The sequence below is a fragment of the Sulfuricystis thermophila genome (genome assembly GCF_004323595.1).
Taxonomy (GTDB): domain Bacteria; phylum Pseudomonadota; class Gammaproteobacteria; order Burkholderiales; family Rhodocyclaceae; genus Sulfuricystis; species Sulfuricystis thermophila.
On sequence record NZ_AP019373.1, the window covers coordinates 288,245 to 309,834 of the forward strand.

22 protein-coding genes are annotated in these 21,590 nt (G+C 63.3%); 14 read left to right on the forward strand and 8 right to left on the reverse strand.

Annotated elements, in window-relative coordinates; all coding sequences use genetic code 11:
- Complete coding sequence (locus tag M52SOB_RS01535) at positions 1-540, reverse strand: chorismate--pyruvate lyase family protein (protein ID WP_131110214.1); 540 nt, start codon at positions 538-540, stop codon at positions 1-3.
- 72 nt (positions 541-612) lie between these two features.
- Here M52SOB_RS01535 and rapZ point away from each other — a divergent pair, with 72 nt between their 5' ends.
- The 5 genes from rapZ to M52SOB_RS01560 are packed head-to-tail and all read left to right on the forward strand — an operon-like array spanning position 613 to position 3,516.
- Complete coding sequence (gene rapZ / locus M52SOB_RS01540) at positions 613-1,458, forward strand: RNase adapter RapZ (protein ID WP_131110216.1); 846 nt, start codon at positions 613-615, stop codon at positions 1,456-1,458.
- On the forward strand, positions 1,455-1,832 hold the full coding sequence (locus M52SOB_RS01545) for a NusG domain II-containing protein (protein WP_284155150.1): 378 nt from the start codon (positions 1,455-1,457) through the stop codon (positions 1,830-1,832). Before rapZ ends, M52SOB_RS01545 begins: the two co-directional genes overlap by 4 nt.
- The gene (locus tag M52SOB_RS01550) at positions 1,813-2,328 is read left to right on the forward strand and encodes a Gx transporter family protein (RefSeq protein WP_131110218.1); all 516 of its coding nucleotides are present in this window, start codon (positions 1,813-1,815) and stop codon (positions 2,326-2,328) included. Before M52SOB_RS01545 ends, M52SOB_RS01550 begins: the two co-directional genes overlap by 20 nt.
- A complete protein-coding gene (locus tag M52SOB_RS01555) occupies positions 2,325-2,936 on the forward strand; it encodes a flavin prenyltransferase UbiX (RefSeq protein ID WP_131110220.1) in 612 nt (203 codons plus the stop codon). Before M52SOB_RS01550 ends, M52SOB_RS01555 begins: the two co-directional genes overlap by 4 nt.
- A 1-nt stretch (position 2,937) precedes the next feature.
- Positions 2,938-3,516, forward strand: coding sequence for an LON peptidase substrate-binding domain-containing protein (locus M52SOB_RS01560; protein WP_131112381.1), 579 nt, complete (start codon positions 2,938-2,940; stop codon positions 3,514-3,516).
- On the opposite strand, the gene M52SOB_RS01565 is transcribed toward M52SOB_RS01560, so the two are convergent.
- Entirely contained in the window at positions 3,513-3,818 is a 306-nt protein-coding gene (locus tag M52SOB_RS01565; protein ID WP_131110222.1) for a hypothetical protein, read from the reverse strand. The two genes, M52SOB_RS01560 and M52SOB_RS01565, sit on opposite strands and share 4 nt — an antisense overlap.
- Before the next feature lie 161 nt (positions 3,819-3,979).
- On the opposite strand from M52SOB_RS01565, the gene M52SOB_RS01570 reads away from it, so the two are divergent.
- From M52SOB_RS01570 to M52SOB_RS01605, 9 genes are read left to right on the forward strand one after another with little or no spacing between them, the layout of a single operon-like run.
- Positions 3,980-4,981: an efflux RND transporter periplasmic adaptor subunit gene (locus tag M52SOB_RS01570; protein WP_172601719.1), complete on the forward strand. Its 1,002-nt coding sequence runs from the start codon at positions 3,980-3,982 to the stop codon at positions 4,979-4,981.
- Positions 4,978-5,826 carry an efflux RND transporter permease subunit gene (locus M52SOB_RS14010; protein WP_284155151.1) on the forward strand — a complete coding sequence of 283 codons (849 nt, stop codon included), beginning with the start codon at positions 4,978-4,980 and terminating at the stop codon, positions 5,824-5,826. Before M52SOB_RS01570 ends, M52SOB_RS14010 begins: the two co-directional genes overlap by 4 nt.
- Positions 5,826-8,063, forward strand: coding sequence for an efflux RND transporter permease subunit (locus tag M52SOB_RS01575; RefSeq protein ID WP_284155152.1), 2,238 nt, complete (start codon positions 5,826-5,828; stop codon positions 8,061-8,063). The genes M52SOB_RS14010 and M52SOB_RS01575 overlap by 1 nt, the downstream gene beginning before the upstream one ends.
- On the forward strand, positions 8,060-9,076 hold the full coding sequence (locus M52SOB_RS01580) for an efflux RND transporter periplasmic adaptor subunit (protein WP_131110226.1): 1,017 nt from the start codon (positions 8,060-8,062) through the stop codon (positions 9,074-9,076). Before M52SOB_RS01575 ends, M52SOB_RS01580 begins: the two co-directional genes overlap by 4 nt.
- Positions 9,073-12,159, forward strand: a complete 3,087-nt coding sequence (locus tag M52SOB_RS01585; protein ID WP_284155153.1) for an efflux RND transporter permease subunit — start codon at positions 9,073-9,075, stop codon at positions 12,157-12,159. Before M52SOB_RS01580 ends, M52SOB_RS01585 begins: the two co-directional genes overlap by 4 nt.
- Positions 12,160-12,207: 48 nt before the next feature.
- Entirely contained in the window at positions 12,208-12,867 is a 660-nt protein-coding gene (locus M52SOB_RS01590) for a protein-L-isoaspartate O-methyltransferase family protein (RefSeq protein ID WP_131110228.1), read from the forward strand.
- A 2-nt stretch (positions 12,868-12,869) separates the two neighbouring features.
- Positions 12,870-13,193, forward strand: a complete 324-nt coding sequence (locus tag M52SOB_RS01595; protein ID WP_131110230.1) for a rhodanese-like domain-containing protein — start codon at positions 12,870-12,872, stop codon at positions 13,191-13,193.
- Between the two features lie 29 nt (positions 13,194-13,222).
- Positions 13,223-14,548: a TolC family outer membrane protein gene (locus tag M52SOB_RS01600; protein WP_131110232.1), complete on the forward strand. Its 1,326-nt coding sequence runs from the start codon at positions 13,223-13,225 to the stop codon at positions 14,546-14,548.
- A gap of 19 nt (positions 14,549-14,567) precedes the next feature.
- A complete protein-coding gene (locus M52SOB_RS01605) occupies positions 14,568-15,137 on the forward strand; it encodes a Uma2 family endonuclease (RefSeq protein ID WP_131110234.1) in 570 nt (189 codons plus the stop codon).
- Between the two features lie 94 nt (positions 15,138-15,231).
- On the opposite strand, the gene waaA is transcribed toward M52SOB_RS01605, so the two are convergent.
- The 6 genes from waaA to M52SOB_RS01635 are packed head-to-tail and all read right to left on the reverse strand — an operon-like array spanning position 15,232 to position 21,528.
- The gene (gene waaA / locus M52SOB_RS01610) at positions 15,232-16,554 is read right to left on the reverse strand and encodes a lipid IV(A) 3-deoxy-D-manno-octulosonic acid transferase (RefSeq protein WP_284155154.1); all 1,323 of its coding nucleotides are present in this window, start codon (positions 16,552-16,554) and stop codon (positions 15,232-15,234) included.
- A complete protein-coding gene (waaC, locus tag M52SOB_RS01615) occupies positions 16,554-17,522 on the reverse strand; it encodes a lipopolysaccharide heptosyltransferase I (protein ID WP_131110236.1) in 969 nt (322 codons plus the stop codon). The genes waaA and waaC overlap by 1 nt, the downstream gene beginning before the upstream one ends.
- A 10-nt stretch (positions 17,523-17,532) precedes the next feature.
- Positions 17,533-18,555, reverse strand: a complete 1,023-nt coding sequence (locus M52SOB_RS01620) for a glycosyltransferase family 9 protein (protein ID WP_131110238.1) — start codon at positions 18,553-18,555, stop codon at positions 17,533-17,535.
- Complete coding sequence (locus M52SOB_RS01625) at positions 18,552-19,835, reverse strand: O-antigen ligase family protein (protein WP_131110239.1); 1,284 nt, start codon at positions 19,833-19,835, stop codon at positions 18,552-18,554. Before M52SOB_RS01625 ends, M52SOB_RS01620 begins: the two co-directional genes overlap by 4 nt.
- 29 nt (positions 19,836-19,864) lie before the next feature.
- A complete protein-coding gene (locus tag M52SOB_RS01630; protein WP_131110241.1) occupies positions 19,865-20,956 on the reverse strand; it encodes a glycosyltransferase family 4 protein in 1,092 nt (363 codons plus the stop codon).
- A complete protein-coding gene (locus tag M52SOB_RS01635) occupies positions 20,953-21,528 on the reverse strand; it encodes an FkbM family methyltransferase (RefSeq protein ID WP_348542206.1) in 576 nt (191 codons plus the stop codon). Before M52SOB_RS01635 ends, M52SOB_RS01630 begins: the two co-directional genes overlap by 4 nt.
- Between the last annotated feature and the right edge of the window lie 62 nt (positions 21,529-21,590).

The window sequence follows — 21,590 nt, forward strand, 5'->3', positions numbered from 1 at the left end:
TCACAGCCGCGCGATGTCTGGCAGGAACACTTCGGTGACGAGCAGTGGCCGGTCGAGGCGGCAGAAGCGCGAGCGGCGCGCCCAAAGTGTTGGCAACGGCGAGCCGAGCGCAGCGCTGGCACGACGATGGAGCGGATGACGGGCAGTCAGGCGCGCCGCGCTCAACGGGCCGCGGCAGATCGACGGGTCGGCGAACAGGGCGGCGCCGAGCGGTCGTGAACCGATGGCCTGCGCCATGTGCCAAGCGCCATTCAGATCGCGCGGCGCGAGCGCGCTGTGCGCGAACACCACCGGCAGACCGTCGGCGAACAGCAGCACCTCGCGGGTCCAGGCGTAACGCCCTGGGGGCAGCCCGATCAGCGCGCGCTCATCAGGAAAGGGGCGTGCGCGTCGTTCGCCGAGCACACGTACTTCGAAGCTGTCGCAGCGCGCGACGATGCGCGCGGTGAGCGAACCGGGATCGGCGAGCCAGGGACGCAACCAGGTCGGAGCACCCGCCAGGGCAGGGTCGGGTTTCCAGCGGAACTCCTGGCGAGACATTTCGAGCGCTGCGTGGTGAGAGAGGGATGGCGATGCTACCATAGGGCGCATCGGCTTCTTCTCGGGTTTCCGATGCAACTCGTGCTGATCAGCGGTCTGTCGGGTTCGGGCAAGACCATCGCGTTGAACGTCCTCGAAGACGCGGGCTATTTCTGCGTCGACAATCTGCCGGCGGCGTTGCTCTCGGGACTGGCCGGCCATCTGCTGCGTGAGGGTCACGCGCGTGTCGCGGTGGCGATCGACATGCGCGGTGGCAGCGGCATCGCGGCCTTGCCCGCGCAATTGAAGCAGCTCGCGGCGCATCACATCGATGTGCGCTTCCTATTTCTCGACGCGCGCGACGAGGTGCTGATCCAGCGTTTTTCCGAGACCCGCCGCCGCCATCCGCTCGCCAGCGGCGACAAGACGCTCGCCGAGGCGATCGCCGAGGAGCGCGCCGCGTTGGAAACCCTGAAAAGCCTTGGCCACCGCATCGACACCAGCCATCTGCGGCCCAATGCCCTGCGGGCGATGGTCAAGGATTTCATCGACCTGCAAGGCGGTGGCACAGGGCTGATCCTGCTGTTCCAGTCCTTCGGTTTCAAGCATGGTCTGCCGCTCGATGCCGATCTGGTGTTCGACGTGCGCTGCCTGCCCAATCCGCACTACGACCCGCTGTTGCGACCGCTCACCGGCCGCGATGCCGCGGTGATCGAGTTCCTCGAATCCCAACCCGAAGTGATGCAGATGCTCGCCGACATCCGGCAGTTCCTGGAAACCTGGCTGCCGGCCTACATTCGCGACAACCGCGCCTATCTCACCGTCGCCTTGGGCTGCACCGGCGGCCAGCACCGCTCGGTTTGGTTCGCCGAACGACTGGCGGAACACTTCAAGGACAAGGCGCGCGTGCTGGTGCGCCACCGTTCCCTCGTCGAATGAAACACTGGCTGGCGCTGATGCGGGCCGGTGACTGGCTCACCGTGGTCTTGGCCGCGTCGCTCGTCATATCGGCCTTTGCGCTGTCGTGGACCGGCGGTCGCCCCGAGCGTGCCGTGGTGCGCGTCGAAGGCAAGGTGGTGGCCGAATTTCCGCTCGACGCGCCGCGGCGCTTCGCGGCACGCGGGCCGTTGGGCGAGACGGTGATCGAGATCGCGCCCGGACGTGCGCGCGTGCTCTCCGACCCGGGCCCACGGCAGTACTGCGTGCAGCAGGGCTGGCTCACCCGCCCCAATGCGATCGCCATCTGCGCGCCGAACCATGTGAGTCTTTCCCTTTCCGGGCGCGAACCGGGTCATGACAGCCTCAACTATTGAGCTGAAAGTCACCGAGACCGACCGCCGCATCGCCCGCTATGCGGCGGCGGCGATCGCGCTCGCCGTCGCCGAGGGGGCGCTGCCCTCGCCCTTGCCCGGCATCAAGCCGGGACTCGCCAACATCGTCGTGCTGATCGTCTTGTGGCGTCATGGCTGGCGTGAAGCGGCCTGGGTATCGCTGTTGCGCGTCGTGGCCGGCAGCCTGCTGATCGGTCAGTTTCTCGCCCCCGGCTTCTTCCTCGCGCTCGCCGGGGCACTCGCCAGTCTCGCCGCGCTGGCGGGGGCCGCGCGCTTGCCGCGCCGCTGGTTCGGCGCCGTGACGGCGAGCGTGCTGGCGGCCTTCGCCCATATCGGTGGACAATTGCTGCTGGCGCGCCTGTGGCTGGTGCCGCACGATGGCGTGTTCCTGCTCGCGCCGGTTTTCGGCCTCTCGGCGCTCGTTTTCGGTATCGTGAACGGTCTGATCGCTGCGCGCCTTTTGGAAGAGCCCACATGAACAAAACCATTGCCGTCGCCTGGACCGGTGCTTCCGGCCTGCCCTATGGCCTGCGCCTCGTCGACTGCCTGCTCAAGGCCGGCTGTCATGTCTGGCTCTTTTACTCGCCGGCGGCGCAGATCGTCGCCAAACAAGAATGCGACCTCGTGCTGCCCGTGCAGCCGCGCGAAGCGCAACGAGAGCTTGCCCAACGCTTCGGCGATGGTGAGGGGTTGCTCACGGTATTCGGCCGCGAGGACTGGATGGCGCCGCCGGCTTCCGGTTCGAACCCGCCCGACGCCTATGTCATCTGCCCCTGCACCATGGGCACACTCGCCGAAGTGGCGGCCGGTGTGGCCAAAGACCTCATCACGCGTGCCGCCGACGTGGTGCTCAAAGAGGGAAGGCCCCTGATCCTGGTGCCGCGCGAGACGCCGTTTTCAGCGCTCCACCTCGAGAACATGCTGAAGCTTGCCCGCGCCGGCGCGGTGATCCTGCCGCCTTCCCCCGGCTTCTACCACCGACCGGCCGACATCCAGGGGCTCGTCGATTTCGTCGTCGCGCGCATCCTCGATCGGCTGGGCATCGCGCATGCGCTGCTGCCGCGTTGGGGAGCGGAACGTGACTGAAATGGAACTGCCGCTGTTCCTGCTCAATGTCGTGCTGCATTCCGGCGGACGCATGGAACTGCGCGTCTTCGAGACGCGTTACATGGACATGGTGAAGGAATGCCTGCGCACGGACACGCCGTTCGGTGTCTGCCTGATCGCGCAGGGCAGCGAAGTCGCCGTGCCCGGTCGGCCGACGGCCGAACCGCGCGCGGTGGGCACGCTGGCGACGATCGCCGACTGGCAGATGCCGCAACTGGGCATCCTGCACATCGTCACGCACGGCGGCCAGCGCTTTCGCATCCTGTCGTGGCGGCGTGAGACGAGCGGGCTGGTGCGCGCACGGGTCGAATTGCTGCCCGAGCCGCAGGTAGCGCCGGTTCCCGGCGACTATGCACGCCTGGTGCCGATGCTGCGTTCACTGATCGAGTCGCTCGAGGATCAGCCTCCCAAGCCCCACCGCTTTTACGACGCCGCCTGGGTGGCCGACCGCTGGGCCGAGCTGCTGCCGCTGCCGATGGACAAGCGTCAGGAGATCCTCGAACTCGACGATGGTATAGCGCGCCTCGACGCCATCTACCGTTTCCTCGAAGAAAGCTAGCCGACGACGTTCTCGGCGACATCGACGCGCACCGCCGGTCGCTCCAGTACGCCGGCCACCGCTTCCGCATATTGCTGCGTCCAGGCATCCGGTTGGGCGAAGCGCTTCTCCCCAGCGTATTTGGCGATACCGAGGATGCGGTCGAGCACCAGCACCTTGCCCATAGGATGGCTCGGCTCACATTCCAACGCCAGCCATTGTTCCTCCAGCCAGCGGTTGGCAGCCTCACGCGGCAGCGTGGCATGGGCGATCAGCTCGTATTCGCGATGGCGGTCGAAGACGACGGTGACGATGCTGGACATGACGGCTTCCTTTCGTGGCTGACGGTGCAATTCTGAGGGGCATGCCCGCGGAAGAATAGTCGCCGTGGCGACAATCGCCGGCTGCATGTTGCAGGGCGGCATAATACGCATCCGCCACCGCCCACGCGCTCCACACCATGCTGCCGCAAATTCTGCTCATCTTGCATGCCACCCTCATGACAGCCTGCGGTCGAGAAAGCCCGCCGACCGTTGCCGTCCCGTCAGCGCCGACTTTCGCGGTCGGCTCCGTGGCCGAGGTGGCGCTCTACCCTGAGCGCAGCGCGCCGGCAAGCGTCGTCGGCAAGCACGAAGCACGCCTGTCGGCGGAAGTTGCGGCGCCGATTCAGGCCATCCCCGTGGATGTCGGTCAGACGGTAAAGAAAGGCCAGGTGGTCGTGCGGCTCGATGCGCGTGATGCCCAGCTGGCACTGGAACGCGCCCAGGCCGCTCTGGCCCAGGCCGAGGCGCGCCATGCCCTGGCGCGGGCCCAATTCGAGCGCGCCCGGGCGTTGCGCGAAAAGAATTTCATCTCGGCGGAAGCGCTGACAGTGCGCGAAACGGAGCTCGCCGCCGCCGTCGCCGATCTGCGCGCGGCGAAGGCCCAGCGCGATACTGCGCGCCGTGCGCTGGAAAAACACACGCTGCGCGCGCCGTTCGATGCGGTGGTACGCGAGCGGCGCGGCCAGGTCGGGGAACTCGCCGCGCCCGGCACCGTCCTGTTGACGCTGGTGTCGCACACCGAACTGGAACTGGCCGCGCAGCTGCAGCCGCGTGATGCGGAATCTTTGCAGCGTGCCGTCTCGGCAGCGCCGATTTTCGAGAGCGCGACGGGCCGCTACGAACTGAAGCCGCTGCGCGTCTCCCCTGCGGTGAACCGCGAATCGCGCAGCATCGAAGCACGTCTGGCCTTCGTCGGGCCAGCGCCGGCGGCAGGTAGCGAGGGCCGGCTGGTGTGGCGCGAGGCGCAGGCGCATCTGCCGGCCGAGCTGCTGGTGCAACGCGAAGGGCGGCTTGGCGTGTTCGTCGTCGAAGGGGGCAAGGCGCGTTTCCATGCGCTGCCGCAGGCGCAGGAAGGCCGGCCCGCGCCGCTCGATCTGCCTGCGGATGCGCGCATCGTGACGCAGGGACGTCATGCCGTGCAGGATGGCCAAGCCCTGCCATGAAGCTCTACCGGCACCTGCTCGAAAACCATCCGCTCGCCAACATCGCCTTCGTGGTGGTGTTGCTGCTCGGCGCTTACAGTTATCTCACCATGCCGCGCGAGCAGGACCCGGAGATCAACTTCAACTGGGTGATGATCACCACGGTGTTGCCCGGCGCCTCGGCCGAGGATGTCGAAAAACGGGTGACCAAGCCGCTCGAAGATGCGATCAAGGGGGTGGCGGATGTGCGCTTTTCCTCCTCATCGTCGCGCGAGGGGGTATCGAACATCCTGGTGCGCTTCCGCGAGATTTCCGAGCGCGTCTTCGACAAGCGCGTCAACGATCTGCGGCGCGAGATCCAGAACAAGGCGAAGAGCGAATTGCCCACCGAGGCGAAGGAGCCGCGCGTGCTGGAAATCACCACCTCGAACGGTTTCCCGACCGCGCTGGTGCTCGTCACCGGACAGGCGGCCGACGAGGTGCTGAGAAACCGCGCGCGATTACTGCGCGACGCCTTCGAGCGCATGCCGGGCATCGACCAGGTGTTCGCCACCGGCCTGCGCGATCCCGAGCTCTTGGTCGAATATGACCCGGCCGCGCTGGCAAACCGGGGCTTGAATGGCAGCGATGTCGCCGATGCGGCGTTCGCCTGGTTTCGCGACACTTTCGCCGGCAAGCTGGAAACCGGCCAAGGCGATGCCCGCGCAGCCTGGCTGGTGCGCGTGGTGGGGCAGGATGTCGATCCGGAGCGCATCGCGCAGATCCCGGTCGGTCGCGCCGGCACGCCGCTGGCGAGCGTCGCGGAAGTCTCGCGGGCGCGCCCAAGGCCGGCTCTCTGGCGAGTTACGCGGGCAAGCCGGCGGTAATGCTGGCGATCACCAAGAAAAGCCGCACCAACACGCTGGAGCTCATCGAGCGCATCAACCGCTTCATCGCCGAAAAGAACCCGCAGCTCGCCGGCGAGGGCCTCGAATTGAAGCTGCTCGATGACCAGACGCCGAAGACCCGTGCTTCGATTGCGATCATGGAGGCGAATGCGCTCGTCGGCCTGTTGGTGGTGCTGGGAATGTGTTGGATATTCCTTGGCACGCGCATCGCCGTGCTCGTGGCGCTGGGCGTGCCTTTCGCGCTGGCGGGTACCTTCGCCGTGCTCGGCAGCCTCGGCTACACGGTGAACATCTCGGTGCTGCTCGGCGTGGTGATCGCGCTGGGCATGCTGGTCGACGATGCAGTGGTCGTCGTCGAGGCGATCTACTACCGGATGCAACGGGGCCTCGATGCGCTGGCAGCCAGCCTCGCCGCGATGCGCGAGGTGTTCGCGCCGGTCACCTCCTCGGTGCTGACGACGATGGCGGCTTTTCTGCCGCTGATGCTCTTGCCGGGCATCGTCGGCAAGTTCATGTTCATCATCCCCTTCATCGTCACGCTCGCCCTCGCCATCAGCCTGATCGAAGCCTACTGGATTCTGCCGGTGCATGTGGTGACGGCGAGCCGCACGCTGCCGCCGGCCGACGACTGGCGTGCCCGCTTCAACCATCTGTTGCGCCTGAAATATGCGCGCTGGCTGATCGCCGTGCTGCGTTGGCCGAGGCTGTCCGTGGCGGTGATGCTGCTGTTGTTGGCCGGTGCAGTCGCCGCGGTGGCGAGCGGGCTGGTGCGCGTGCAGTTCTTTGCCTTCGATCCGCTGCGGCTGTTCTATGTCAGCGTCGACATGCCGGCCGGCGCACCGATCGAACAGAGCCTGCGAGAGGCACAGAAGATCGAGGCACGCGTGAAGCAGCATCTACAACCCGGCGAGGCGCGCAATACCGCCGCCTATGCCGGCGTGAAATTCACCGACACCGAACCGCTGTATGGTGAAGCCTACGGGCAGGTGGTGGTTTCATTGCTCCCCACAGAAGGCGGCCGCAGCGTTCCGGAGATCGTCGCGGCGATGCGCGCCGACATCGAGTCGATGGAGAGTCCCGGCAAGATCAGCTTCACGATGCTCTCGGGCGGTCCGCCCGTCACCCGACCGATCCGCGTGCGCGTGCGCGGCGACGATCCACTCGAGCTGCGGGCCGCGGCCGATGCGCTGGCTGCCATCGTGCGCGCGGTGCCAGGCGCGAAGGACGTGGTCGATGACGACATTCCGGGCCGGCCGCAACTGGTGCTGGAACTCGACCGCGAGGCCTTGCGCGCGGCGGGGCTGGATGCCGCCAAGGTGGCGCGGCTGGTGCGTCTCGCCGTCGATGGCGAGATCGTCGCCATCACGCGCGACCGCGGCGAGAAGGTGGAGCTGCGCGTGCGCGCCCGGCATCGGGGCGACGGCACACTCGGCGCCGATATCTTCGATCTGCTGAATGACCCGGTGGCGCTGCCCAATGGCCAGACGACCACGCTCGGCGCCCTGCTGCGCGCCGAGACGAGGATCGGCAAAGGGGTGATCAAGCATTACAATCTGGCGCGCGCGATCACCGTCGAGGCCGATCTCGACAAGAAGGTCACCGACACGCTGACGGCCAACCGGTTGATCGCCGAGGATTGGCAAAAGGTCGCCGCGCAGTTTCCGAATACCAGCATCGATTTCTCCGGAGAGATGGAGGACATCCGCGAGAGTCTCGCCGCGATGCCCTGGCTGTTCCTGCTCGGCGTCGGGCTGATCTATCTGATCCTCGCCGCGCAGTTCAGGAGCTACTGGCAGCCGCTGTTGATCCTCGTCACCGTGCCGCTCGCTTTCACCGGCGTCGCGTTCGGCCTGCTGATTTCACGCAACCCGTTGTCGCTGTACACCCTCTATGGCGTGATCGCGCTGACGGGCATTGCGGTGAATTCCGCGATCGTGCTGATCGATGCCGCCAACGAACGCCTGCGCAGTGGCATGAGTGTACTGCACGCCGCAGTGTATGCTGCACGCCGGCGCGTGGTGCCGATCCTGATCACCTCGACGACGACGGTCGGCGGACTGTTCTCGCTCGCCTTCGGCCTGGCCGGCAAATCACTGCTTTGGGGGCCGGTGGCCCAGGCCATCGTCTGGGGACTGACCATCTCCACCATGCTGACCCTGTTCGTGATTCCCTTGTTGTATTGGATGGCCATGCGCCGTCGGAAAGCTGTGCAATGAAATACTGGATCCTGCTGACACTTCCCCTGCTGGTCGCCTGCGGCGAAAAGACGCCCCAGGCGGACAAGATCGACACCGGCCCGAAACTGGTGAAGGCGCTCAAAATCGGCGCTGACAGGACGGCACGTGAGCACCTCTACAGCGGGGATGTGCGTGCGCGCATCGAATCCACGCTGGGTTTCCGCGTCGGCGGCAAGATGATCGAGCGGCTCGTCGATGTCGGCGCGCCGGTCAAGCCGGGGCAGCCGCTCGCCCGGCTCGATCCGACCGATCTGCGCTTGGCATATGCCCAGGCCGAGGCCAATGCCGCGCTCGCCGCCGATGAATTGAAGCGCGCCGAAGGCCTGCGCCGCCAGAATTTCATCAGCCAGGCGGCGCTAGAAGCCAAACAAACTGCCGCGACGGCGGCGCGGGCGCAAGCCGATCTCGCCAAAAACCAGATGGCTTACGCCACCCTCGTCGCCGATACGGCCGGTGTGATCACCGCGGTTTTGGCCGAGCCGGGCCAAGTGCTCGCCGCCGGCCAGCCGGTGTTCCGCATCGCCCGCGAAGGCGAGCGCGAGGTGGCGATTGCGATTCCCGAAGCGCAACTTTCCGGTCTTAAGATCGGCGCGGCAGCCACGGTGGAGCTGTGGGCCGGCAAAACCTATCGCGGCAAGCTGCGTGAGCTCGCGCCGGCGGCCGATCCGGCGAGCCGTACCTATGCCGCACGGGTGACCATCGTCGATGCCGATGCCGATGTCGCGCTGGGCCGCTCGGCGACGGTGCGTTTCGACGAGATGGTGCGCGAGGAGCACCTCGTGCCTCTGGCGGCAATCCTGCAACAGGGCGAGCGTCCGGCAGTCTGGGTGATCGGCGCCGATGGCACGGTCAGCTTGCGTCCGATCGAAGTCAGTCGCTATAGCGATCGCGGTGCGGTCGTCACCGCCGGCCTCGACGCAGGCGAAACCATCGTCGCCGCCGGCGCTTTCAAGCTCTCCGCCGGCGAAAAAGTGCAGGTGGCCAACCCATGATCGGGCCGAACCTCTCCGAATGGTCGATCCAGCATCGCTCGATGGTGCTCTACCTGATCATCGTCCTGATGATCGGCGGCGCGCTGGCCTTCCTCAAGCTCGGCCGCGCCGAGGATCCCGATTTCACTTTCAAGGTGATGGTAGTAAGGACGCTGTGGCCTGGTGCGACGGCGCAGGAAGTCGAAACCGAGCTCACCGAGCGGCTGGAAAGAAAGCTGCAGGAAACGCCCTGGATCGACATCCTCAAATCCGCCTCGCGTCCCGGCGAGTCGTTGATCTTCTTGCAGCTCAAGGATTACACGCCGAAGGCCGAGGTGCCGCAGGCCTGGCGGGTGGTGAGAAACAAGCTCGACGACATCCGCCCGACCTTGCCGGCAGGCGTGCGCGGGCCATATCCGAATGACGAATTCGGCGATGTCTATGTGAATATCTATGCCCTGACCGGCGACGGCTACGACTTTGCCGAACTACGCCGCGTGGCGATGGATATCCAGAAGGCGCTGCGCAATCTGCCCGACGTCAAGAAAGTGGATCTGTTGGGTGTGCAGGACGAGAAGATCTACCTCGACATGGCGCCGCGGCGCTTGATGGCGCTGGGACTGACGCCAGCGATGGTGGCCAATGCGCTGGCGCAGCAAAACGCCGTGCAGCCGGCCGGTTTCATCGAGACCGCGTCCGACCGCGTGCGCCTGCGCGTCACCGGCGCCTTCGCCACGGTGGCAGCGATTCGCGACACCGATCTGGTCATCGGCGGACGTCACCTGCGCTTAGGCGATCTCGCCGAAGTCTCGCGCGGCTATGCCGAGCCGCCCAATCCAAAGATGCGCGTCGATGGCAAGGACGCCATCGGCATCGCGGTGGTGATGGCCAAAGGCGGCGATGTGATCGCGCTCGGCCGCGCTTTAGAGGTCGAGATCGACCGGCAGATCCGGGCGCTGCCGCTGGGGCTCGCAGTGACGACGATCGCCAATCAGCCGGATGTGGTGCGCGTCTCGCTCGATCTGTTCCAGGATTCGCTGATCGAGGCGCTGGTGATCGTGCTCGGGGTGAGCTTTCTCTCGTTGGGGGTGCGCACCGGCATGGTGGTGGCGCTGTCGATACCGCTGGTGCTCGCCATCACCTTTTTGCTGATGAAAGCCTTCGGCATCGATCTGCACCGCATTTCGCTCGGCGCCTTGATCATCGCGCTGGGCTTGTTGGTCGATGATGCGATCATCGCCGTCGAGATGATGGTGGTGAAGATCGAGGAGGGATGGGAGAAGGCCAAGGCCGCCACGTTTGCCTACACCTCGACGGCGTTTCCGATGCTCACCGGCACCCTGATCACCGCGGCGGCCTTCACGCCGGTGGGCTTCGCCCGTTCGGCGGCTGGCGAATATGCCTTCGCGATTTTCGGCGTGACGGCCATCGCGCTGCTCGTCTCCTGGATCACGGCGGTCATTTTCACACCCTACATCGGCTTCAAGATCCTCGATGAGCAGGCTTTGCGCAAAAAATTCCATCAAACGCATCATGGCGACATTTACGATACGCCGTTCTATCGCCGCTTCCGGGCGCTGGTGGCGTGGTGCCTGCGCCGCCGCTTCCTGGTCATTGGGCTGACCTTGTTGGCCTTCGTCGGCGGGCTGTTGCTGTTCAAGTTCGGCGTGCAGCACCAGTTCTTCCCACCCTCCAACCGCAGCGAGCTGATCGTCGATCTGTGGCTGCCGCAAGGGGCATCGCTCAAGGCGACCGAACATGAGGTCAAGCGTGTCGAGCAGCTTTTGGCCGGAGACGAGCTGAAGGACAAGCTGGTGAATGTCTCGGCCTACATCGGCAACGGCGCGCCGCGCTTCTATCTGCCGCTCGATCAGCAGTTGTTCAATGACAACTTCGGTCAGCTCGTCGTCGTCACCAAGGATTTCGCTGCCCGCGAGGCGGTGCGGCGCGCCCTGCTCGCAGAGTTTGCGGCCCCCGACGGCCGCTGGAGCCATCTGCGCACCCGCGTGCAGCGGCTGGAAAACGGCCCGCCGGTCGGTTATCCGGTGGTGTTCCGGGTCAGCGGCGAAGACCTCGAAACCCTGCGCGGCATCGCTCAGGAGGTGGCGGGCGTGATGCGCGCCAACGCCCATCTCACCAATGTGAATCTGGACTGGAACGAAAAGGTCAAAAGCGTGCGCGTGGTGATCGACCAGGATCGCGCGCGGCAGCTGGGTGTGTCGAGCCAGGAAGTCGCTCAGGCGCTCGAGGCGCAACAGCAGGGCATCGTCCTCACCCAATACCGCGAAGGCGATCAACTGATCGACATCGTCTGGCGGGCCGATGCTTCCGAACGCGGCCGGCTCGATCGCCTTGCCGATCTGCCGGTGCCGACGCTTGCCGGCAAGTGGATTCCGCTCGCCCAGGTGGCGCGCCTGGAACCCGCCCTCGAAGAGGGCATCATCTGGCGGCGCAACCGCCTGCCGACCATCCAGGTGCGCGGCGATCTCGCCAATGACCAGGTCACCGCGCCGACGGTGTCGCTGCAGATCGACCCGCAGCTCGACGAGATTCGCCGCCGCCTGCCGCCCGGCTACCACATCGAGGTCGGCGGCACCATCGAGGAGTCGGCGAAGAACGAAAAGGCGTTGGAAGCCGTCGTGCCCATGATGATCGTCGCCGTGATCACCCTCTTGATGGTGCAGCTGCAGAGCATGAAGCGCACGCTGCTCGCCTTGCTCACTGCCCCATTGGGTTTGATCGGCGTGGCCCTCGCCCTTTTCATGCTCGCCAAGCCGTTTGGTTTCGTCGCCAATCTCGGGGTGATTGCGCTCTTCGGCATGATCCTGCGCAACAGCGTGATCCTGCTCGACCAGATCGATCGCGACGAGAAGGCCGGCAAGAGCCCTTGGGAGGCGATCGTCGGCTCGGCGGTGCGGCGTTTCCGGCCGATCATGCTCACCGCCGCCGCGGCGGTGCTGGCGATGATTCCGCTCTCGCGGCAGATCTTCTGGGGGCCGATGGCGGTGGCGATCATGGGCGGGCTGATCGTCGCCACCGTCTTGACCTTGCTCTTCCTGCCGGCGCTGTATGCGGCGGTCTATCGGGTCCGGGAGCCGCAGTAGAATTGCGCCATTCCGACCCCATTTGATGTGTTTGAGCGGAGACTCACGATGAATTTCGAATCAGCCCGTCATCACATGATCGAACAACAGCTGCGGCCGTGGTGCATCACCGACCCGGAGGTGATCGAGCAGCTCTACGCCGACCGGCGCGAGAATTTCGTTCCGGAAGCCTATCGTGCGCTGGCCTTCGCCGATGTCGAGATTCCCCTCGGCCATGGCGCGACCATGCTGCCGCCCAAGCTCGAAGGGCGCATCCTCCAGGCGCTGGCCGGCATGCCGCTGCGGCGCGTGCTCGAAGTCGGCGCCGGTTCCGGCCACATGGCCGCCTTGTTGGCGCAACGCGCCCAGGAAGTTTGGACCATCGAGATCGAGCCGGCGCTCGCCGATCTGGCGCGCACCAATCTCGCCAACGCCGAAATCGACAACGTGCATGTCGAAACCGGCGACGGCCTGGCCGGTTTGCGCGATCAGGCCCCTTTCGACGCGATCGTCCTCTCGGGCGGGGTGCGCGAAATTCCACGCCTGCTCATCGACCAGCTCGCCGAGGGCGGCCGCCTGGTGGCCTTCGTGCCGTTGCCCGGCCAAGAACCGCTGATGGCGCTGCGCGTCGTCAAACGGTTGTCGGGTGGGGCCTTTTCGAGCGAGGACCTGCTCGAGACCATCGTGCCGATGCTGCGTCAGCCAGCGGCCAAACAATTCATCTTCTGACCATGAAACAAATGACCGCCACACAGCTCAAAGCGTGGCTCGACGACCCCCAGCGCCCAAAGCCTGTCCTGCTCGATGTGCGCGAGCCTTGGGAGTTCGATGTCGTGCATATTCCGGGGGCCAAGCTGATGCCGATGCGTTCGGTGCCGGCACGTTACCTGGAGCTCGACCGCGACGCCGAAACCGTGGTGATCTGCCACCACGGCGCGCGCAGCTACCAGGTGGCGATGTTTCTCGAGCACCAGGGCTTTTCCAACATCATCAACCTTTACGGCGGGATGGCGGCGTGGTCGCGTGACGTCGATCCGTCCGCGCCCACCTACTGAATCTTCATCCAGCATCTTCGGAGCCTGTCATGTCGTCTTCCCTGAAACTCCTCGTCGCCCTTGCCTTCTCGGGAAGCGCCCTCATCGCCCAGGCAGCCGATCTGCTGCAGGTCTACCGTGACGCCACCGCCTGGGATGCGCAGTATGCCGCGGCGCGCGCCGCGCGCGATGCCGGCCTGGAAAAGCTGCCGCAGGGCAGGGCCGGCCTGCTGCCGAGCATCGGCTTGTCGGCCAATACGACCTGGAACGAAAGCGATACCACCTTGCGCGCCACCGGCACGACGGTCTCGCGCAACTACAACAGCAACGGCTGGAATGTGAGCCTGTCGCAGCCTCTGTTCCGCTGGCAGAACTGGGTGGGTTACAAGCAGGCCGAGCTGGCTGCCGCGCTGGCCGAGGTGCAATTCGTCCAGGCCAGTCAAGACCTGATCGTGCGCGTCGCCCAGGCGTATTTCGACGTGCTGCTCGCCCAGGAGACGCTCGCGACCGCACAGGCGCAGAAAGCGGCCATCGCCGAACAGCTCGAAGCGGCCAAGAAGAGTTTCGAGGTCGGCTCGGCGACGATCACCGATACGCATGAAGCGCAGGCGCGCTATGACTTGGCGATGGCGGCCGAGATCGCCGCCGAGAACGATCTGGCCGTCAAACGGCAGGCGCTGCGCACGCTGACCGGCAAGGAGCCCGAGACGCTCAAAGGCTTGCGCTCTGGGGTGCAAATCGACCCACCCCAGCCAGCCGATCCCGCCCAGTGGGTGTCGCAGGCGGAAACCGGCAATCTGGCCGTGCAGCTCGCGCAGAGCAATTTTGAAATCACCAGCCGCGAAATCGAAAAACAGCGCGCCGGCCATTACCCGACACTCGATCTGGTGGCAACGTATGGCAAGAGCGGCAGCGGCTTCAGCTCCTCTGCCGGCGGTGGGGTGGATGTCAAGAGCAGCACCATCGGTCTGCAGCTCGCATTGCCGATCTATGCCGGCGGTGCGGTGAGCTCGCGTGAGCGCGAGGCGGCAGCCTTGAGCGAGAAGGCGCGCGCCGAGCTCGACAATGCCCGGCGGCAGGCGGCGCTTGCCGCGCGCCAGGCGTATCTTGGCGTGAGCTCCGGCCTGGCCCAGGTCAAGGCGCTCGAAGCGGGGGTGGCTTCCTCGCAGCTCGCCCTCGAATCGAACAAGCTCGGCTATGAAGTCGGTGTGCGCATCAACATCGATGTGCTGAACGCCCAGAGCCAGCTCTTTGACACGAAGCAGAAACTCGCCAAGGCGCGGCTCGACACGTTGATCGCCCAGCTCAAGCTCAAAGCCGCCGCCGGCACGCTCTCCGAAGCCGATCTCGCGGCGATCAACGCCTTGCTCGAATGACTGTCCAGGAGGTGCGACGATGCTGAGCCGCAAACTCGAAGTCATCAGCCCCGAAGAATATCTGCGCTTCGAAGCGCAAAGCCCCGTGCGGCACGAATACGTCAATGGCCAGATTTTTGCGATGACCGGCGCGAGCATTCGCCACAACTTGATCGCCGGCAGCATCTACGCCGCCTTGCGCAGCCATCTCAAAACCTCTCCCTGCCGCGTGATGATCGAAGGCGTCAAGCTTCATGTCGCGCGCGACAACGCCTACTACTACCCGGACGTGATGGTGAGCTGCGACCCGAAGCTGGAGAAACTCACTGCCAACGACATGGTGGTCGATCAGCCGAGCGTCATCGTCGAAGTGCTCTCCGAGTCGACCGCCGGCATCGACCGGCGCGAGAAGATGAGCGCTTATCGCAAGCTGGCCAGCCTCAAGGAGTATGTGCTCGTCGAGCAGGATCGGCGTCAGGTCGAAGTGTTCCGTCGCATCGGCGACGTCGGCTGGGAGCAGCTCCAGCTCGACGGCAGCGACGTGCTGGAGCTCGCCAGCCTCGAATTTCGTCTGCCGCTCGATGAAATTTACGAAGGCACTGGCCTGTAAGGAAACACTGAATAAGTCTGCTGCGCGGTCGGATGGCTTCGTTGCGCTAGGAAGGGGGAGGGGCCCTTTCCTTCCCTCCATGTCGGATGCTCGCCTATCGAGTTGATATGTCTCGCATCCTGCGCTCCGGGCGCCTTGCCCTCCGACCGCTCGCGACGACTTCTTCAGTATTTCCGTAACGCTCGATCAGCGCCAAGGTCTTCGCCGTCGCCCCGCGATGCCGGGCGGCAAACTTTCGCCCAGCCTCGCCCATCCTGCGGCGCGCCGCTTCATCCGCCAGCAGCGTCAGCGCTTGCGCGACGAGTTCAGCCGCATCGCGAACCTGCCGCGCCGCCCCGGCTGCGAGCGCCCCGCGCGCGGCTTCGGCGAAATTGAAGGTCGAAGGCCCGATCAGCACCGGCGTGCCTTGGCTGCATGCCTCGATCAGGTTCTGGCAGCCGTAGTCGAGCAGACTGCCGCCGACGAAGGCGACCCCGTTGTCCTGTGCGGCGGCATAGTAGGCGAACAGCTCGCCCAGGCTGTCGCCGAGCCAGACCTGCATTTCCGGCGCGATGGGGCGATTTTCCGAGCGTCGCTGCAGTGTCAGTCCGCGCGCTTCGATCAGCTTGGCCACCTCGTCGAAACGCTGCGGATGGCGTGGCACGATGACGAGGAGTGCCGTCCGCTGAGCGCCGACTTTCAGCCAGGCATCAAGGATCATGGCTTCCTCGCCTTCCCGCGTGCTCGCGCACAGGAACACCGCTCGCTCGCCGATCAGCGCCCGGAAATCGGGCAGATCGTCGACAGGGGTGACATCGAACTTGAGATTGCCGAACACCTCGACGGCCGGCGCTCCCAGTTTGCGCAGACGCCGGGCGTCGTCTTCTCCCTGTGCGGCGATCGCCGCCAGCCCCGCGAGTGTTGCGCGCGTCAGGCGGGGAAAACGTGCATAGCGCCGCGCCGATTTCTCGGAGAGCCGCGCATTGACGAGCAGCAAAGGAATGCCGGCATCGCGGCAGGCCGCGACCAGATTCGGCCAGAGCTCGGTCTCCAGCACGATGCCGAGCGTCGGGCGGAAATGGGCGAGGAAGCGGCGCATCGCCCAGGGCAGGTCGTAGGGCAGATAGACGTGCTCGACCGCATCGCCGAATAACGCTTTGGAAGTCGCGCGACCGGTCGGGGTCATATGGCTGATGAGGATGCGATGGCCAGGATAGCGGGCGCGCAGCGCGGCGACGAGCGGCTGGGCGGCGCGGGTCTCACCCACCGAGACCGCATGGAGCCACAAAGTCGGCGTAGGCAGAGCGGCACGAAAGACGCCGAAGCGCTCACCCCAATGGCGCAGGTATTGCGGCTGCCGTCGCGCGCGCCAGAGAAGATGCAGCAGCGCCCACGGCAGCAGCAGATGGAGGGCGAGGGTGTAGAAAAAGCGCGTCATCAGCCGAGCAGCTCGAGTGCGGCGTGCACCACTTCGGCCGACGTCGGCGCCTGTTTCGGCCCGCCCAGATTGCGGTGCGGCGCCGTGCCGAGCACGCCGGTGAGCCTTGGGTCGGAGGCGCAATAAATCGCCAGCGTGGGCCGTCCCAAGGCAGCGGCCAGATGCACGAGGCCCGTATCGACGCCGACGACCAGCTTCGCCCCCGCCAACAGCCCGGCCAGCTCGGTCAGATTCATCGCCGGCGCGGCGATCGCCCTTCCTAACTGCTGCGCGAGCCGGCCGGCGCGCGCACGCTCGGCATCCGAGCCCCCGGGGAGCACGCAGCGCAGACCGGTGGCGATCAGCGCACTGCCCAGCGCGCGCCAGTCGTCTTCCGGCCATTCCTTGTCGGCGCGGCTGGTGGCAGTGAGCAGCACCGCATAATCCCCACGCGGCAGCCAGGCCGCTTTCAATGACGGCGCGGCGATCCCATAGTCGAGCGGCAGATCATCCAGCCGGTAACCCAACGCGCCAGCGGCCAGTAGCCGGTTGCGCGTCACGGCATGCAGATCGCGCGGCACCTCGACCGCGACATCGTAGGCAAGCGCTGCCACAGCCTCGCGCGGCGAGGCAAAGCCATACTTCTTGCCACGCGCCAGCGCCGTCAGCAATGCGCTCTTCACCAGCCCCTGCGTGTCGACCACCCCATCGTAAGCGGCAAACTCTGTGCTTCCAGGACGGCACACCGCGCGTCGATAGGCCATGAACTCACGCCAGCTCTGCGCGGCAAACGGCGCTTTCCGCCAGCGTCGCACCGCCACCGGAATCACGCCGCTCACCGCCGGATGCAGGCGCGGAATCTCGGCGAAACTCTCTTCCACCACCCAATCGATCTCGGCCTGCGGCAGCGCGCGGCGAATGTCGCTCACCACCGGCAGATTGTGGATCACGTCGCCGAGCGACGAGGTCTTGACGAGGAGGAGGCGCATGGCGGCGCGATTATAGGCGCGCCTGCAAACGCTCGAAGGCTGCCAGCGCCGCGTCGACGGTAATGTCATTCACATCGTGGCTGTCTGTTTGCAGCAGCTCATAAGGCACACCCCACGGATGCCAGCGCGCGGCATCGGAATTGCCAAAGAAGCAGACGATCGGCTTGCCCAAGCCCGCGGCGATGTGCATCGCGCCGCCGTCGGAGCAGATGACGAAATCACAAGCGGCCAGCCCGCCCATCAGCTCGATCAAACGCTGCGTGGGGAAAGGCAGCAGCGGCAAGTTGCGCGTGCGTTCAACGATCCACGCCGCTTTTTCGTCGTCGCCCGGATGCAAGGGGTTCGTTTCGCTTCCCGGCGACCAGAACAGCATCAAGCGTGCGCCATGATGTCGGTGAAGCTCTTGCGCCAACGCGACGAAACGCTCTTTCGGCCAACGCTGCAGGACCTTGCGCGCACTGATGTGAAGGCCGATGACTGGCCCCTGACCGAGTGCGGCAAGCTGGGATTGCGCGTGCCGGCTCTCTGCGTCGGGGGCCATGACAGTGAGCGGCCCGGGTGTGCCATCGATGCCCAGGAGATGAAGCAGGCGATGGATATCCTCGACCTCATGCAAAGGGTGTGTCAATGTATAGGGAATGCCGGTATCGATATATTCCACGCCCGGCCGTCCTGCTTCCGTAAAGCCGATGATGTGGCGTGGCGCAACTGCCCGCGCCAGCCGCAGCGCGCGTGGCAAGAAATGCGCCCCGGCGATCAACGCGTAATCGAAATGCATGCGGCGCAATTGCCAAAAGAGCTTCACACGGTCCCAATACACCCCTGCGACTGTTTTGCCGGCTGGCCGATGCTTTGCTTTGGTGTAGCGATATACCGCATCCAGGTACGGATTTCCCTGCAATACGTCGGCGTTGTAGCTATTCACGAAGGCGGCGATGAAAGCATCGGGAAAGCGGCTGCGAAGGGCTGAAAACAGGGGGGTGGTGCACACCAGGTCGCCGATGTTGTCGCGGCGGATGACGAGGATTTTCATCGTGCTGTATTCCGACGTGTTGCTTCGAAAAGCCCAAGCCAAGCCATCGATGGACCTAGGCCAAGCCAAAGTCCATTGGCTAACCCGAGAATCAGGTGGTCTATGAGAAACCCGAAAGTGATCGCTGCCACGATCTTGCCCCACTCAGAGCCTCGCCTACTCTGTTGCCATGCGAGCTTGATCAAGATGAGAACCAAAACAGAATATGCCATGAGACCCAATATGCCGGCCTCAAAGTAAATTTGCAGATAGAGATTGTGTGGATTGACCTTATCTGTTGGCAAAGAAAAGTAATCCGATTGGGCTTGAGCGATCGGCTCGTCATTTTTCTCCTGCCACCGGGCGACATAGCCTTTTTCGACCGCAATGGCGCCAAGCTTTTTCCAGCCGAATCCGTGGCCGAGCGTCGGTCGTTCATTGGCAATCTCAATTACACCGAGCCAGATCGGCGTCCTGCCGCTAAGCCCATCGCTACCGCGACCATATTCTTGAGGATCGAGCGCCTTTAAGTAGGTCTGCAATGAAAATGCCGGCGCAAATCGCTCCCGAATCTCCAGCTTGGGCAGAACAATCGTCAGCATTAGGAGCAGTCCAAGGCCAAGGAAAATTGCTAGGACGCGCCAGCGTCGCAAGAGAAACAATATTGCGAGCATTGAGATCAACGATGCCAGCAGTGGAGCACGTCCCTGTACCATGAGGATGGTTGTGATGACCAACCCTATGGCGAGCGCGGTAAGCCATCGTTGCGAGTGTGACCATAGAGCGAGCCCAAGATAGACAGGCAGGTAAAAGCCTGCATCAAGAGCAAAACCCTTGACAAACATTCCGTCTGCACGGGCAACCTGAAGATCTTCGTAATGTATGAGTTCTCCCAAGGCCAAACCTGTGCGAACCAGAAAAGCTGCTCCAACGATGATGAATACTCTTCGTTGCCAGATTTCATCATTGAATACGACTGAAGTCAGCATGAACAAAAGAATTGCTGGCAGAAAATGCTTACGCAACTCGTTTAGGCTTTCCAAGGGCGCCACGCCCGTAAGCGCGCTGAGAGTCAGGATGACGAGCAGTGCCGATAAACCAATGACAATCGGCGATCGTAAGTCAATCTCCAAGCTACGAGCCTTAACTAGCCAAAGAACAGCCAGTAGCATGAATACAGTAGCTATGTTTTTCCATGCTGCATTGTGCGTGAATGGCAATGCCAATAAGTAAAAAAATACGCTGATACGTGCGAATTCTTCTAGTGATAACGGGCTGTAAGCTCGAAGTATTCGAATCATCGGTTTACTCTATGAAGTTTTAGAGTTGTTCAGTAACCCACTGCTCTGTCATAGGCCGATTCCAGTTTTGCAGTGACGACTTTCGGGTGAAACAATGCGAGCCGTGACTGGGCATTGGCAAGCAGGCGGTTCCGCTCGTCGGCTTGCTCTGGCTTGAGTAGTCTCAGGGCACGCTCAAGCCCCTGCCGTAGGGAAGTCTGATCGGCAGGATCAACGATGACGGCGCAATCTCGGTCGGTAAATTCAGATAAGCCGCCAGCCTGCGAAACGAGCGGAATCCGATGTAAAGCCATTGTTTCCTGAGCAATCAAGCCAAAAGATTCATCAAAAGAAGGTATGGCGACGATATCCGAGCTGCGCATTCTTTCGAAAAATGTACTGGCGCTCAGCTTGCCAATGACGCCGATGTTTGGCTTAGGCAAACCATCAAGACGTTCAGCGCCATTTCCGGCAAGTACCAGACGTGCGCATCCTGATGGCAATTGAGAAAATGCTGCGATTAACTCTTTCCCGCCTTTCAGCGGATTACCGCCGCCACCGAAAAGAATGACCGGCGGTGAATTGATAGGCAATTCCGACTTATCGAGTGAGGTGAGGCGAAGCGCCTCAAGAGATAGTGGGTTGTGAACGATTGCCCAAGACTTCTTTGTGTGTGTTTTATCTGTAATGTAGTCGCATGTGCGCTGACTGACAAAAATGAGTACATCAGCCGTCGATGGGATAACGGGTTCGGCAAAGTGGCGGTGGTAGTGAACGGCTACAGCCGGACGGTAATCGAGACCCTCGATGACGGCATCGACCAGCTCCTGACGATTGTGAAAATGCAATAGATGGGGGCGAACTTGATGGATGAGATCGATTAGTGCAGGATAGGTGAAGGCGCCCAGCCTGAACATCTTATTGAGCAGCCGATTCTTCAGTCTGTTTTCGTAAAAAGTGAAAACATCGACGCCCTCATGCTTGAATTCATCCGGTGCATCCATTTCTCCAGGGCAGCAGGCAATCATGTGTCGATAGCGTTGCCCATGCGCTGCGAAAGCGGTTATAACTTTTTCAACAGAGCCAGCTGTGTTTCGAATATCGGCCCAAAAGTGTATATGCAGTGCGGTCGGTCTGGTCATGTTAGTTTTGAATGGACAGCAATGCTGTCGGCCCCTTCTTCATATAGCCGGTAGCCATTGAGTTGTAATAACGGATACGTTTCCTGCTTCCGTATTGGCGGCAGATTCTTCGATTCGAACTTGATCAACAGCGGTGAGAGACGAGTAAAGTCGATCATTTTTATAACGTCGGCATCGAATCCCTCAGTATCAATCTGCAACAGAAGAGCATTTGGCATTTGAAATTCCGTTACAACCTCCATCAGAGGAGAGGTCGGCATGGCACCATCTCCACGCAAATATCCTCTGGCGCAATACCTGCTTTTTTGTGATGGTCGGAAAAGAAAAAACCTATGCCTGCTGCTCAGAGGGGGGTATTTATAAACAGATTCTTGCTTGACACGATAAATCGGTGCATCAAGAAGAGGTTGATGAACAGCAATCCTTATCGGCAATACTTCTGGATAATTACGATAATTGAGCTTGAGCACCTCAAAGAATTCAAAAAAAGGGTCGTTCACTAGCCCGGTCATGCGGAGAGTGGTGACTTTGAAGTACAGGTCGTCGAATTGAATTCCGTCATTCGCGCCAATCTAAATGAATTCGGGATGGTTAGAGCTTTCGACAAGTCTGAAATAAAGATCGAATCGTCGAA